Source organism: Bacillus sp. FSL M7-0003 (assembly GCF_038628485.1).
Taxonomy (GTDB): Bacteria; Bacillota; Bacilli; order Bacillales; family Bacillaceae; genus Bacillus; species Bacillus safensis.
The window spans coordinates 1,158,206-1,171,828 of the sequence record NZ_CP152024.1 but is presented as its reverse complement, the minus strand read 5'-3'; the positions used below and the strand labels follow the sequence as shown (position 1 = coordinate 1,171,828).

The window sequence follows — 13,623 nt, the reverse complement described above, 5'->3', positions numbered from 1 at the left end:
TGACACCATCCTAAGTAAAAATCTGATTTCAAAACAGAAAACCCCTTCTTCATAAGAAGAAGGGGTTTAATCGCTTCCTCTTATCTTCCAAGCAAAAAAGCTGCTTGCTGGATTTAGCACCTTGGTACATCACATGAAGTGATGCATACCGGTTGCTGAGGTTTCAAAGGGCCAGTCCCTCCACCTCTCACGATAAGAATGTGTTGTCTGTCTGTTCTAATTCTTAATACTGTAACCCATTAAATCTCATTTTTCAAGGGGAAATGTCATGATTAATTAAAATTTTCTGTATTTTATAACAGAATCGATGTTATACGATTTGATTGCATGTTAGCATATAGGAACAACGCTGTTTTTCATGTTACAATGAATGGAAACGTTTCACTTTATGATGAATTTGGTTAGCTGGAGGAATGGATTATGGTGAAGAAAACAGGAATCATTCAAGAAGAAACCATACAGTCAAAAGAACTTGGGGCGGACATGACCATTTTGATCTATTTGCCAGTCAATTACTCCCCCCTTTATACATATCATGTCATCATTGCCCAGGATGGTCATGATTATTTCCGCCTAGGTAAAATAGGCAGACAGGCAGAAGAATTGATGCAAAACAAAGAAATGGAACGCTCGATTATCATTGGTGTTCCTTATGAAAATGTCACGGAAAGACGGAACACGTATCATCCAGACGGCACAAAGTTTGAAGCGTATAAACGCTTTTTAGCAAATGAACTGGTTCCTTATATTGATAAACACTTTCCAACCTATCAAATTGGATCAGGACGTACGTTTATTGGTGATTCACTGGGTGCGACGATTTCCCTTATGACAGCCATTGATTATCCTTCTTTATTCGGCGGGCTGATTTTGCAGTCCCCTTACGTTGACGAGTCGGTTCTAGAAGCCGTCAAACAGTCGACAGCCCTTTCTCATTATGCCATTATCCATCAAATTGGGCTTGAGGAAACGGCTGTGAAAACAACAGATGGCCAGGTGCTTGATTTTGTTCAGCCGAACGAAGATTTAAAGACCCTTCTTGAACAATCTGGTGCGGATTACTTATTTGAGACATTCGAAGGGGATCATAAATGGACGTTTTGGCAGCCGCTCATTGCGCCTTCGTTAAAAAGAATGCTCCCATATTCGTTAATCAACTGAATTTTGTTATAATAAACAATAATAAATACTTTCTTATTCAGGAGGGAACATGATGAAATACGGAGTTGTTATATTTCCATCAAAAAAATTGCAAGATATTGCGAACTCTTACCGGAAGCGTTATGATCCGAACTATGCACTCATACCGCCTCATTTAACATTAAGAACACCTTTTGAATTAACGGATCTAGAAGCGGCTGAGGTCGTCTCAACGTTAAGAGATTATGCAAAAAATGCTTCTCCTATTACGTTACGTATTAAAAAATTCAGTTCATTCGCTCCTGTAAACAACGTCATTTATATGAAAGTAGAACCGAACGAGGACATTATGGCGCTCAATGAAAGATTGTATGCAGATCCACTTGCTGGTACACCTGAATATGCCTTTGTTCCGCATGTGACAGTGGCTCAAAAACTATCAGATGATGAGCATTCAGACGTACTTGGCACATTAAAGCTGAGAAAGATTGACCATGAAGAAACAGTGGATCGCTTCCACCTTTTATATCAATTAGAAAACGGATCTTGGACCGTCTATGAAACATTTATTTTAGGAGAAGAGGGTTAAAGACATTTGAAAACAGTCATCGCAACAGAACAAACACAACGAGAAGATGCATATTACGTTCGAAAAGAAGTATTCGTCAAAGAACAAGAAGTTCCAGTAGAGATCGAAATAGATGAACTAGAGGACAAAGCCACCCATTTTGTCATTTACAATGATGACAAAAAGCCTCAGGCGGCCGCTAGACTGCGGATCATTGAGGGATCAAAGGCAAAGCTTGAACGCATTTGTGTGTTAAAAGAGGCGCGCTCTTTTGGCCTTGGCCACAAGCTATTAGAGGCACTAGAAACAGAAGCGATTGCTAATGGAGCAAAAGAAGCGGTTATGCACGCCCAAGTTCAAGCTCTTCCTTTCTACGAAAAGAAAGGCTACAAAGCGGTTTCTGAACCGTTTGAAGAAGCAGGGATCACACATGTCAAAATGACAAAAACGCTGTCTGTTTGACCAAAAGAAAAGCCAGAGCATTCAAGATGCTCTGGCTTTTTCTTTTTCATTATCGTTCGCCACAGGAGGAAAGCGCAATCATTTATATATATGTATTGATATGAATGCCCTTGCCTTCCTCCATAAACATATCTCGTACAAAGCGTTCCCGCTTTTTTTGCTGTACTTTCGTTTCCGCTTCTGTCACTAAGTCCTCTTTTTTCTCCAGCTCTCTGTATATCTTGTCATGAAAGGTGCGAGTAACCTTTGTTACTTTCGCATAGTCTTCTTTATCCTGAGGAGCTGGACGATTGATATATTGAAAATACAGATCCGGCTGAATCGGGGCTATATATCCCATCAAGAACGCCTCCTTTGCTTCTCTTCTATTCTACTATTCCCTAATTATGACTGTTTGAAACACGCCTCATTTGATATGATTAGATGTGTTTCATTTTAAGATTGATTGACTATTGGAGGACTAGCTTTGAAATGCGCACGACGACATGATCGAACGATCTCATTACATACGTATTCGAGAGAACACTATCAATTCCTCCATGACGAGGGAAAAAAAGGACAATTATTCTGCCCATATTGCGGACAACCGGTCTTTTTTAGATTAAATATACATGATGAACCCGCTTTTATTCATAAGCATATGTCTCAGCAAGAGATTTGTGAAAAAGCTGAAGAACAAGCAGATCATCATCAAACGGCTGAACAGGAGGAAAAGGCTTCCTATAAAGAACTTGGCGGCTTCCGTTTTCCAACCGGCAAACAGATCATCTCACAAACGAACGAATCAAATGACTGGCAGGAACCTAGGTCGATTCAATTTAGCGATGCCTTACATTTAGAAGAGAATGAACAAGTTCATACGATCGACCTCTTTCCGAATATCACCTTTAGCACACCGCAGCTTCAAGCTGTCACACATTTAGATGGTCCGATGCTTGTGCTGGCTGGTGCCGGCAGCGGGAAAACAAGAGTCCTGACGGCTAGAGCGGCTTATCTCATGTCCCATCATCATATTCCTGCTCACCATATTTTACTCGTAACTTTCACCACAAAAGCGAGCAATGAGATGAAAGAAAGACTGCGCAAGCAATACCAGCTTCATCCTTCACAGGCCAGCCAAGTAGTGACAGGCACCTTCCACAGTCTTTTTTATAAAATGCTGCTTCACGATGACGCAAACAAATGGAACGGCCAGCATCTGATCAAGTTTGACTGGCAAAAGGAGCAATACATTCGAAAAGCCATTATGAATGAAGGACTTGATGAGAAAGACTATCCTACCGATCAAGTACTGCAATCGATCGGCTATTGGAAAAATGCCTTTTTACCAGGTGAACTTCCTGATTTGAAAGATGAAAAGGAAAAACACATGTGGACGATCTATCAATCATATGAACAGCAAAAACGAGATCATCAGCAATTTGACTTTGATGATATGGCGATTGCCTGCTTACATATGCTCACAGAACAGCCCGAACTGCTAAAACGGTATCAAGAACGATTCCAGTATATTTTAGTGGATGAATTTCAGGATATTAATCCAGTACAATATCAATTAATTCAGCTTTTAGCCGGAGAATCAGAGCAGTTATTTTGTGTAGGGGATGATGATCAAGCCATTTATGCCTTTAGAGGGAGCAATCCTGCTTTCATTCTTAAATTCAAACAGGACTATCCTTCGGCTCAGATCGTCCATTTACATGCGAATTACCGGTCTCACCATACGATTGTCGCAAGTGCTGATGCGATTATTAAGAAAAATCAGCATCGTTATGAGAAGACGTTAAAAGCCGTGCGCGCGGAGAAAATTCCTCCGATGCTCTTCTATCCATATGACGAAGAAGAGGAAGCGACCATGATTGTCGCAGATATTCAGGAGAAAATTAAAAATGGTGCAAAGCCGAATGACTTCTGCGTGCTGTTTCGAACGAATACAGGCGGCCGTGCGATTTATGAACGACTGCATCAATCGGCGATTCCATATGAGACGGATGCTGGCGTCAAAGCCTTCTACAGCAGACGAATGGTTCGGGTTCTTCTCGCCTTTCTTTCCTTAAGTCAGGATGCAGATGATGTGGCCGCCATAAAACAGCTGCTGCCGGTTTTCTTTTTAAAGCAGCAAACCCTGAATACACTAAAGGCACTGACCATCACAGAAGATTGCTCAATGGTAGAAGCGCTCGGAAAACTGACAGATATACAGCCGTTTCAACGGAAAAAGCTACAATCAATCGTTCCTTTGTTCCGAACGTTACGGACGTTAAAGCCATCGGACGCGGTGACATTTATTGAACAAAAGATGGGACTCGGGGATTATTTAAAAAAACGGGTGAACGATACGAATGTACTTGAAAAAGGAGCGGATGATGTACGTGATGTGAAAACAGCCGCCAAACGCTTTGAAACGATTGAAGCCTTTCTTGCACATGCCGAACATATGAAGTCTGCCGAAAAGGAAAAAACAGCTGAATCCGGTGTTCAGCTCATGACGATCCACCGTGCAAAGGGACTTGAATTCCAGACCGTATACATCACTTGTGTGGTCGACGGAGCACTCCCTCATGATTTCTCACTGGATGAACTCAGAAACGGCCATGAAGAAGCACTGGAAGAAGAGCGCCGTTTATTATACGTGGCCATGACAAGAGCAGAACAGTCTCTTTATCTGTCTGTTCCATCATTTAGACGAGGAAAAACGGCTCATCGTTCTCGCTTTTTGTATCCTCTTCTAAAGAAAAACCGTGAATTATTTACGCAAAAACAACAGGCCCCCCTTTGAACGGAGAGCCTGTTGTTTATTTTTTGTTGTTCATCATTTTAGCGATTGTATTGAAATCAAGCTTTTCTTTTCCACTTGTAATCGATTGAACGATTTTGTCTTCCATTTCTTTAGGTACACGTTTGTTCGCAAGCTGCGCTACTTTTTTAATGACACCTCGAACGGTATTCTCATCTTTAAAGTTGGCATTTTGCAAAGAGCCTGCAAGTTTAAACACATCATTCATATTCACACCGGTTTTGTTTTCTACGCTTTTAAAGAATTTATTATCCATTCATTTGCCTCCTCTTTGTGGAGTAATCACTTTACTATATGAAAATAGGCGGGATATGTGCCTATCCTAAAGCCTTGATTGACCAAAGAGAAAGGAAAGCAAAAGGCTTCCCCCTTGCTTCCCTCACCTTCTTACTGTTTAGTAGTTAAAGAAAGAAGCACCAACGATGATTAAAAGGATGAAAAGCACGACAACAAGAACAAATGTTGATCCATATCCGCCGCCGTAGCCTCCACCGTAGCCGCCGCAAGAACCGCCACCGTAACCGTAACTCATATTTAAGCACCTCCTCTTCTCCCTTACAAAGTATGAAAAATGCAAGAAATGGTTTGGACGATCACATAAAAAAGTGCGGAATTTTTATTTCTGCTGTTTAAAGATGTAATCTGCCTCTCTATGACGCACCATGAATGCTTCTGTTTCTTTCGCAAAAGCCTCCATCTTCACGCCAAATGCTTTTAAGTGCTCCTCAAGATCATTCGCTTTATCCGTTAGATCCATTTCAGCCTTTTCGTGCGCTTGTTCTTTCCCATCATGGGGTTTAGTGAACAAGGAACCGATTAATTGTTCGAATGCATCCATTCTGGTCACCCCTTCTCTCTTACATATGCACCACTCAAAAAAAGGGCAACAAAAAAACCGGATAAATCCGGCTTTTGTTTTTCTCTTCTATTATTGAGGTTTCTTTTTGTTTCCACAGCCGCAGCCATTTTTCTTGATTTTCTTCGTATATATAGATTGTTGATTTGACTGCGCTGGATAACCTTGAAGCATATGTGACGGTGTTTCAGTTGGTTTCATCGCAACCCTTCCTTTCCTATTCCATGATAGTATATGCATTTATTGAAAGCGTGTCTGATCAGAATGCCTGTTTATTTCACAAGCTTCGAGACGATCGCTTCAATGATGCCTGCTGCTGCGGCAATCGCTAATAGTAAATTAAGCCACATGCTGATGACAGGAAAAAGTATGTATATCAGAAGCAAGGCAGCAGTGCACCATATGCCAGTACACCAATAACAGCTTAACAGTTCTCCAACCCAAGACCGCAGTCCTTCCCCTTTAATGATGATATATGTTTCGACCTCACCTTGTTCGTTTACCTCTTCCTGTTCTTCATGAAATAGACGGCGGAATGGCGCAGTAATGGTATCAAACACAATCAGTCTCGTCAGTCTAAAGGATGCGAGGGCAAACACGACAAATGACAAAGCACCGCTCAGGGAGCCTCCACCTCCTTCTTTCTTCTTTTTCCGTCCTTTCTTTATATATGCAAGAAAAAAGACCGTCATGATGAATCGAGCGGAAATAAAATTGGGTTGTACTTTTTCACACTTTCCGATTCCACCTTGCGTCCTTGTTGCATTAAATAATGTATAGATAAGAAAGGAGTGAAAGTATTGTCTATTGAAGAAAGTGCTGAAACATTATATACACAACTGTTAAACGAATTAATCAGCAATTATGATGATTTCATTGAGATCAAAGATTCCGAAAATGTCACAATTCATAAAACAGATGTAACAGCCGCACTCTCCCTTCAAGCGACCGTAACGACAATCATTACTCTTTTAATCCAAATTCTTGTACCAGACGATGAATTGGCTGCTGACATCACAGACCAGCTTTTATCCACACAACAAGTGGAAGTCCAAAAGAAAACTGTGATTCAAATCATCAACTGCTATAACATTACGATTACATTATCAGATGCATCCATTATGAACTCCGTCCAAATTCTCACTCAAACATTGAATGTGCTCTTAGTTGAAGCCGGCATTCTTTGACCCTTTCTTTTTCTAATGACGTATGAAAGAGGTGAAATCATCGTGGCTGAAGAGAACGAAAAAAAGGAGTTTCAAATCAATACTGATATTGACCCATTAACAAGTCTTCTTGTCAGTGATGTGTTAAACAAAAACAATATCACTGATGATCAGAAAGCAAAAATTTCAGACGATCAAAGAAGAATGATTTTGAAATTAGTCGAGGACTTACAAAAGAAAGCAAATGATTTCGTAGAACAGCAGCAGGAGAAAAAAAGGCAGGCTGAGGCAGCAAAACAGCCGGAAGAAGTAGTGCCTGAACCAAAAGTACGTCCAAATCGAAACTCACTTCGAAATCGTATTCAGCAGCGTCGTAATGCGCAGCGTAATAACGATTAAATAAAAATGGGTTGCCTGCTAGGGTAAATGCCCGAGACAAAACCACGCATTCCAGCATTTAATAAAGTAAACGGAAGGAGGAATAGAAATGGATTCTAAACCATATTCTTGGGTCGCTCTAGATCGTAACTGTACACACCACGGACACCACAGACACCACGACGATTGCAATTATGAAAGAAAAGCACTTTGTGACGACTATTATGATGATGAAGATGTCTTACAAGACTTGGATCAAGTAAGCTTCACAAAGCAGACATCTGAGGAAGTCATTATCGTCAGAGACTCTTGTGACATTAACGTATCTTCTGTCGATGCACAGGTTGCAGCATCTATCCAAGTAGCGATTCAAACAGCGATCATCACCATTACAAATATCTCAATCGCAGACGGTGATTTGGCAGACCGCGTCACGCAGGATCTCTTACAAGCAGCTACTCACAAACAAACAAACCGCCAAAAACTTGTCATCGAAAATTCAAGAAACGTTACAGTCTCTACAATCGATGCGGACATCTCTATCGCAATCCAAACACTTACACAAACACTTGTTGCGACAATCGTTGCAATCGGTATCCTCTAATGTCCAAAAGCAGAGCGAAAAGCTCTGCTTTTCCTTTTATAAAAATACAACAAATATAAATGGTCATTTACCCACACCAACTAGAGGGCGCATACATATGTTGTTAAGGACTAAAGTCAAATACCTTGTTAAAGGAGCTGAAATCCATGAGCTGCGGAAAACACCATGGCCGACATGATGAAAACTGTGTATGCGATGCGGTTGATAAGATTTTAGCAGAGCAGGAAGCTGTAGAAGATAAATGTCCTACGAGCTGCTACAGTAATTTATTAAGCCCAACAGTTTCTGGAAAAGATACGATTCCGTTTTTACTTTTTGATAAAAAGGGCGGGTTGTTCTCTACTTTCGGAAACATTGGAGGATTCGTTGACGATTGCCAATGCTTCGAATCTATTTTCTTCCGGGTTGAAAAATTACACGACTGCTGTGCTACGTTATCTGTATTAAGACCTGTTGATGTACACGGACATACGCTGAGCGTGTGTCACCCTTGTGACCCTGACTTCTTTGGTCTAGAAAAAACGGACTTTTGTATTGAGGTTGATTTAAACTGCTTCTGCGCAATCCAATGCTTAAACCCAGAGCTTGTCGACAGAGTCATGCCATCGAAAGATAAAAAGCATCATCACCACGGCTAAATCAACAGGCCGCTGATCTAACTTGTCATAAGTCAAAGCATCCCCTTCCTCACGAATGACAGCCAATCATGCGGAGCAGTCAGCATAAGAAGCGGCCGCTTCCGCATTGGTTAAAAGTAGATGCACGAGCCGGCAAAGATAGCTTGTAGATGATGACAGTGCTCAAACACTCAAACAAATTTCCTAGTATAGGAGGGTTGAATATGAGCCGCAACCATTCATGGAGCTGTGTAACAGAGGCTGTTGAAAACATTAGCGACTTGCAAAATGCTGTCAAAGAAGAGTGCCCGACAAGCTGTTACAGCAATCTCCTTTCTCCATCACATTCATTAGGTGACACTGTCCCGTTTGTTCTCTTTACATCCAAATCAAAACCATTCGTCGCATTCGGAAACGTCGGAGAAGTAGATCCAGGCCCTTGCTTCAGCACTGCATTTTTCAGAGTCGAACATATCTGTGATCACTGTGCAACACTCAGCTTGCTTATCGCATTTGACAAAGACCGTCATATTTTAGATTTTACAGATAAAGATTCCTTATGTGATGTGTTCCGATTAGAAAAATCGAAATATTGCATTGAAGTAGACCTTGACTGCTTCTGCGCAATCGAGTGCCTAAACCCACGACTCATCAATCGTAACTGCTAACAAAAAAGTCCCTATAAGGGACTTTTTTTATTAGTTAAAAACCTAGCGGATGGATGGAAGTAATCTCAGCAATCGCTAATTCGACTGGATTTCCCCCACCTGCTGTACGAATGATCACAGTATCATCTTTTCGATCCATGATGATTCCTCTATATGTTTTACCATCAGCTTCAATCAGACAAAGAGCTCTTGGCATATTATGAGGCAGTCTTGTGAGAAAATCGACTTTTTCATCAATACTCATCTGACTTAAAGGCTTTTTCACTCGTTTTCTTCTTGGTTCTTCTTTTGTTTCATGAAAGACACCTTCTGGCTGATTTCCCTCTTCTTCTTGAGGCTCTCGCTTTTGTATGAGCTCTGGTTCTTGTGTGATTTCTTGTTCCTGTGTACGTTCGGCTTCTTGTGTATCCTCTTGTTCCTGTGTAGCCTCTGCTTCTTGTGTGATCTCTTGTTCTTCTGTAAACTCAGATTCGTTTGTCATATCTCGTTCTTGTTGAAGTTTAGGCGGCTCGGCTTCTTTTTTATGCTCTATTTCTTGAGCGGCAGGTTCCTCCTGCGTGCTTTCTTTGATCACATCTTTTGCATTGGTCTCACTTTCTGGCTGTTTTTCTGATTTCTTTCGCTTTCTCACAATATTTTGCATGGCCGGCTTTGATTCTTGATAGCTCGGCTGAACAATATACATCAGCGGCTTTTGATTCTCATCACCTTTATTTGACATACTAATCCCTCCCGAATGATTCATTCCTTATATATATGAACGGAGGCCTCAAATCAGAAGAAAAATAAAAAAACAGCATACCCTTCATCGGTATGCTGCAAGTCATGTATTCGTTTAGCGGGCAATGATATGGAAGCCGGAATCAACATGCAGATTCTCACCTGTCATGCCGCGAGATAGATCACTGAATAAGAATAGAGCTGTATCGCCAACTTCTTCAGGAGTTGTTGTACGGCGGAGCGGTGCACGCTCTTCAATATCCTTCAGAATGGTATTAAAGCCGCTGATGCCCTTTGCAGATAACGTACGAATAGGACCAGCAGAAATACTATTCACGCGGATACCTTCTGCGCCTAAATCAGCTGCTAAATATTTCACACTTGCTTCAAGTGATGCTTTCGCTACACCCATTACGTTGTAGTTTGATACAACACGCTCTCCGCCTAGGTATGTAAGCGTCACAATGCTTCCACCCTCTGTCATCAATGGACGTGCTGCTTTGGCTACAGCAGTTAATGAGTATGCACTAATGTTGTGCGCCAAAAGGAAACCTTCACGGTTCGTGTTCAAGTATTCGCCAACAAGCTCTTCCTTGTTTGCAAATGCAATGGCATGCGCAACGCCATGAATGACTTGTACTTTTTCTTTAATTGCAGCGAAACATTTTTCGATTTCTTCGTCACTTGTCACGTCACATGGAAGAATAATTGAATCATCACGCTCAAGTGTGCTTGCCAGCTCTTTTACCGATTCAGCAAGACGATCTCCAACATAAGTAAAAATCAAACGAGCTCCAGCTTCATGAAGTGAGCGGGCAATTCCCCAAGCGATGCTTCGTTTATTGGCAACACCCATAACCACGATATTACGGCCTTCTAAAGAAAAGTTCATATGTAATAAAGCCTCCTATTTTTTCAAGACATAGTATTAGTACCTGATCATAATATTATCACAGATCATAAGAGAATGACAATTTCCGCTGAAAGAAAGTTTCATTTTCGCGAAAAAACCGTCTTCATAAGTGAAGACGGTTCGATTCCTTTATCATTTGATTCTGTTTTGCTGATAAGCAAAATGGTTCGTAGGTCCGTGTCCAGATCCAATACGCAAAGGGAATTTAATGGCTTCATGAACAAAGGTTTCTGCTGTTTCAAAGGCTTCCTGCATCGAATATCCTTTCGCAATTTCAGCTGTTAATGCTGCTGCAAACGTGCAGCCTGTGCCATGTGTATGCGGTGTATCAATATGTTCATTTGTGACTTCAATAAAGCCTTTTCCATCATACAGCAGGTCTGTAATCATCCCATCAGATGGACCATGGCCGCCTTTAATCACGACATGTTTCGTACCTAGCTCATAAAGGTGCTCCGCTGCCACATAACGGTCCTTTTTCGTCTGAATTTGTATCCCTGTCAGTACTTCTGCCTCAGGAAGATTCGGCGTTACAGCATAGCTGACAGGCAGCAAGTGTGTTTTCATCGCAGCGACCGCATCTTCATTTAATAAAGAGGCCCCTCCTTTTGCGATCATGACTGGATCTACAATCAGCTTCATATCATATTGAACCGTTTTTTCAGCTACAATCTTGATCATGTCTGCACTCCACAGCATCCCTGTTTTGACGGCATCTGGCGGTAAGTCTTCTGCCACTGCATCTATTTGACGCTCTAACGCCTCAATTGAAAGCGGGTATATCCCGTGAACACCTAGTGTGTTTTGCGCAGTAATCGCTGTGATCGCAGACATTCCGTACACACCGAGCTCCTGAAAAGTTTTCAAATCTGCCTGAATACCTGCTCCGCCGCCAGAATCAGAACCCGCGATTGTGAATGCTTTTTTGATCGTCATTTCTTCACACCTCTCATTAGCCAATCCATTGATGATAAATGGTTCTTGCTTTGGCAATATCATTCGTACCATGAACAAGCGCTCTGCCATCTTTAAATAAGACAAGCTTAAACTCATCCTTTTGACACGAAAGCAAATATGGATTTTCAAGCACATCCATTCCTGCTTTCTTTAACCGAAGAGCTACTTCATGTAAAGGCGGCGGTGTTTCTGCTGCACTGCGGATTTGTACCGTATTGCGGCCGCATAGTACATCTGCCTTCGCTCTCCTGTCATATGAAAGAAATGGATAGGTCTTCAGTCCACAGCTTGGACATTGCTTCTTCTTTAAAGACGCGGCCGACCGAATGTCAGAGCGTTCATTTTTCCATAAATCGAAGGATTTTAAAATTGGCGTCACTTGATGTCCTGTTAAATATTTAAGTGCATCTGCCACTTGATATGCGGCTACCTGCTGCACAACTGGACTAATGATACCTGCTGTATCACATGTCATGCCTTGGGCGGGCAAATGTTCAAGCAGACAGTGTAAACACGGCGTCTCACCAGGGATCACTGTGAATTGAATGCCATAACTGGCGACACAGGCCCCATAAAGGAACGGTATTTGATGTTTGACAGCGGCATCATTTGCTATCATTCTTACCTCAAAGTTATCCGCTGCATCGACAATGATTGAAGCCTCACTGACAAGTTCGTCAATATTGTGAGCAGTCACATCGATCACGATTCCTTTGATGTGCACGTCACTGTTTACTTGCTTGAGTCTTTTTTCAGCCGCCACAGCTTTTGGCAGCCGATCCTTCACGTCTTGCTCCGTGTAAAGCTGCTGACGCTGAAGGTTGCTCCATTCAATATAATCTCGGTCCAAAATGGTGACAGAACCAACGCCGGCACGAACGAGCATTTCAGCACTGGCGGTTCCAAGTGCCCCCGCTCCAATAATGACCGCCTTTGAGTCATTTAGCCGCTTTTGTCCCTCTGTTCCAATTGGCTGAAAAAGCTCTTGGCGTGAATAACGAGTGCTCAAAATGTCGGCATTCCTTCCTGTGGACTGCTCGCTGTCCCATAGCTTTTCAGCGGAATACGTCCTGCCTCATAGCCTAGTCTTCCTGATTCAATCGCGAGTTTCATTGCTTTTGCCATTTTCACAGGATCCTTTGCACCAGAGACAGCGGTATTTAGTAATACAGCGTCTGCTCCAAGCTCCATCGCATAAGCTGCATCTTTTGGAGAACCTACGCCAGCATCAATAATGACCGGCACCTTCGCCTGCTCAATAATAAATGAGAGATTCAAAGGATTTAGTAAGCCTTGGCCTGAACCAATCGGTGAAGCACCAGGCATGATAGCATGGACACCGAGTTCTTCTAATTTTCTTGCCAGCACCACATCATCAGATGTATATGGCAGCACGATAAATCCTTCTTCGAGCAGCATTTCAGATGCTTTTAATGTTTCAACTGGATCTGGCAGAAGAGACCTTGAACAGCCAATGACTTCTACCTTGATCATGTCACAAAGCCCAGAAGCCTTTGCTAAACGGGCAATACGCACTGCCTCTTCTGCTGTACTTGCTCCAGCTGTATTCGGAAGCAGCGTATATTTTGATAAATCAAGCTGCTCCAAAAAATTAGGCTGAGATGCTTCGAATATGTTCATTCTTCTGACGGCAAAGGTTAAAATTTCGGCTTCCGATACGTTCACCGCTTCTTTTTGAACCTCAAATGATGGGTACTTTCCTGTTCCGAGTAATAGTCTTGATGTGAATGTTTTTCCGCCAATGTGCAGCATTGGA

Annotated in this window: 20 protein-coding genes and 1 riboswitch; of the genes, 9 read left to right on the top strand and 11 right to left on the bottom strand. The window is 42.0% G+C overall.

Features of this window, described 5'->3' with window-relative positions; all coding sequences use genetic code 11:
• Positions 1–77 precede the first annotated feature (77 nt).
• Positions 78–199: riboswitch (SAM riboswitch) on the bottom strand.
• Positions 200–420: 221 nt separating this feature from the next.
• Genes MHI23_RS05875 through MHI23_RS05865 form a run of 3 tightly spaced genes read left to right on the top strand, consistent with a single transcriptional unit; the run spans position 421 to position 2,170 of the window.
• A complete protein-coding gene (locus tag MHI23_RS05875) occupies positions 421–1,161 on the top strand; it encodes an esterase family protein (protein ID WP_342492363.1) in 741 nt (246 codons plus the stop codon).
• A 52-nt stretch (positions 1,162–1,213) separates the two neighbouring features.
• Positions 1,214–1,729 (top strand): YjcG family protein, encoded by a 516-nt coding sequence (locus MHI23_RS05870; RefSeq protein ID WP_024426454.1) that lies wholly within the window; start codon positions 1,214–1,216, stop codon positions 1,727–1,729.
• A gap of 6 nt (positions 1,730–1,735) precedes the next feature.
• Positions 1,736–2,170 (top strand): GNAT family N-acetyltransferase, encoded by a 435-nt coding sequence (locus tag MHI23_RS05865; RefSeq protein ID WP_024426455.1) that lies wholly within the window; start codon positions 1,736–1,738, stop codon positions 2,168–2,170.
• Positions 2,171–2,252: 82 nt separating this feature from the next.
• On the opposite strand, the gene MHI23_RS05860 is transcribed toward MHI23_RS05865, so the two are convergent.
• Positions 2,253–2,510: a hypothetical protein gene (locus MHI23_RS05860; protein ID WP_024425007.1), complete on the bottom strand. Its 258-nt coding sequence runs from the start codon at positions 2,508–2,510 to the stop codon at positions 2,253–2,255.
• Positions 2,511–2,636: 126 nt separating this feature from the next.
• On the opposite strand from MHI23_RS05860, the gene MHI23_RS05855 reads away from it, so the two are divergent.
• The gene (locus MHI23_RS05855; protein ID WP_342492362.1) at positions 2,637–4,949 is read left to right on the top strand and encodes an ATP-dependent helicase; all 2,313 of its coding nucleotides are present in this window, start codon (positions 2,637–2,639) and stop codon (positions 4,947–4,949) included.
• 16 nt (positions 4,950–4,965) lie between these two features.
• On the opposite strand, the gene MHI23_RS05850 is transcribed toward MHI23_RS05855, so the two are convergent.
• The 5 genes from MHI23_RS05850 to MHI23_RS05830 form a co-directional block, all read right to left on the bottom strand.
• Positions 4,966–5,223: a stage VI sporulation protein F gene (locus MHI23_RS05850; RefSeq protein WP_008348417.1), complete on the bottom strand. Its 258-nt coding sequence runs from the start codon at positions 5,221–5,223 to the stop codon at positions 4,966–4,968.
• Positions 5,224–5,361: 138 nt separating this feature from the next.
• On the bottom strand, positions 5,362–5,499 hold the full coding sequence (locus tag MHI23_RS05845; RefSeq protein ID WP_024426457.1) for a YjcZ family sporulation protein: 138 nt from the start codon (positions 5,497–5,499) through the stop codon (positions 5,362–5,364).
• An 84-nt stretch (positions 5,500–5,583) separates the two neighbouring features.
• A complete protein-coding gene (locus tag MHI23_RS05840) occupies positions 5,584–5,805 on the bottom strand; it encodes a hypothetical protein (RefSeq protein WP_024426458.1) in 222 nt (73 codons plus the stop codon).
• A 90-nt stretch (positions 5,806–5,895) separates the two neighbouring features.
• Entirely contained in the window at positions 5,896–6,024 is a 129-nt protein-coding gene (locus MHI23_RS05835; protein ID WP_268414937.1) for a hypothetical protein, read from the bottom strand.
• 71 nt (positions 6,025–6,095) lie between these two features.
• Positions 6,096–6,446, bottom strand: coding sequence for a DUF1360 domain-containing protein (locus MHI23_RS05830; RefSeq protein WP_034621823.1), 351 nt, complete (start codon positions 6,444–6,446; stop codon positions 6,096–6,098).
• 168 nt (positions 6,447–6,614) lie between these two features.
• Between MHI23_RS05830 and MHI23_RS05825 the strand changes: the two genes are divergently transcribed.
• The 5 genes from MHI23_RS05825 (at position 6,615) to MHI23_RS05805 (ending at position 9,256) form a co-directional block, all read left to right on the top strand.
• Positions 6,615–7,010, top strand: a complete 396-nt coding sequence (locus MHI23_RS05825) for a spore coat protein (RefSeq protein ID WP_231506869.1) — start codon at positions 6,615–6,617, stop codon at positions 7,008–7,010.
• A 42-nt stretch (positions 7,011–7,052) separates the two neighbouring features.
• On the top strand, positions 7,053–7,388 hold the full coding sequence (locus MHI23_RS05820) for a hypothetical protein (RefSeq protein ID WP_024425013.1): 336 nt from the start codon (positions 7,053–7,055) through the stop codon (positions 7,386–7,388).
• An 88-nt stretch (positions 7,389–7,476) separates the two neighbouring features.
• The gene (locus tag MHI23_RS05815) at positions 7,477–7,971 is read left to right on the top strand and encodes a spore coat protein (RefSeq protein ID WP_025093420.1); all 495 of its coding nucleotides are present in this window, start codon (positions 7,477–7,479) and stop codon (positions 7,969–7,971) included.
• A 146-nt stretch (positions 7,972–8,117) separates the two neighbouring features.
• Positions 8,118–8,609 carry a CotY/CotZ family spore coat protein gene (locus MHI23_RS05810; RefSeq protein ID WP_003211658.1) on the top strand — a complete coding sequence of 164 codons (492 nt, stop codon included), beginning with the start codon at positions 8,118–8,120 and terminating at the stop codon, positions 8,607–8,609.
• A gap of 203 nt (positions 8,610–8,812) precedes the next feature.
• Positions 8,813–9,256, top strand: coding sequence for a CotY/CotZ family spore coat protein (locus tag MHI23_RS05805; protein WP_024425015.1), 444 nt, complete (start codon positions 8,813–8,815; stop codon positions 9,254–9,256).
• A gap of 34 nt (positions 9,257–9,290) precedes the next feature.
• Here MHI23_RS05805 and MHI23_RS05800 read toward each other — a convergent pair whose 3' ends face one another.
• The 5 genes from MHI23_RS05800 to MHI23_RS05780 form a co-directional block, all read right to left on the bottom strand.
• Positions 9,291–9,977: a CotO family spore coat protein gene (locus MHI23_RS05800; protein ID WP_056766175.1), complete on the bottom strand. Its 687-nt coding sequence runs from the start codon at positions 9,975–9,977 to the stop codon at positions 9,291–9,293.
• A 114-nt stretch (positions 9,978–10,091) separates the two neighbouring features.
• Positions 10,092–10,868 carry an enoyl-ACP reductase FabI gene (fabI, locus tag MHI23_RS05795; RefSeq protein WP_024425017.1) on the bottom strand — a complete coding sequence of 259 codons (777 nt, stop codon included), beginning with the start codon at positions 10,866–10,868 and terminating at the stop codon, positions 10,092–10,094.
• Positions 10,869–11,021: 153 nt separating this feature from the next.
• Positions 11,022–11,825, bottom strand: coding sequence for a bifunctional hydroxymethylpyrimidine kinase/phosphomethylpyrimidine kinase (thiD, locus tag MHI23_RS05790; protein WP_056766173.1), 804 nt, complete (start codon positions 11,823–11,825; stop codon positions 11,022–11,024).
• A 16-nt stretch (positions 11,826–11,841) separates the two neighbouring features.
• Complete coding sequence (locus tag MHI23_RS05785) at positions 11,842–12,855, bottom strand: thiazole biosynthesis adenylyltransferase ThiF (protein WP_056766171.1); 1,014 nt, start codon at positions 12,853–12,855, stop codon at positions 11,842–11,844.
• Positions 12,852–13,619, bottom strand: coding sequence for a thiazole synthase (locus MHI23_RS05780; protein WP_056766169.1), 768 nt, complete (start codon positions 13,617–13,619; stop codon positions 12,852–12,854). The genes MHI23_RS05785 and MHI23_RS05780 overlap by 4 nt, the downstream gene beginning before the upstream one ends.
• Between the last annotated feature and the right edge of the window lie 4 nt (positions 13,620–13,623).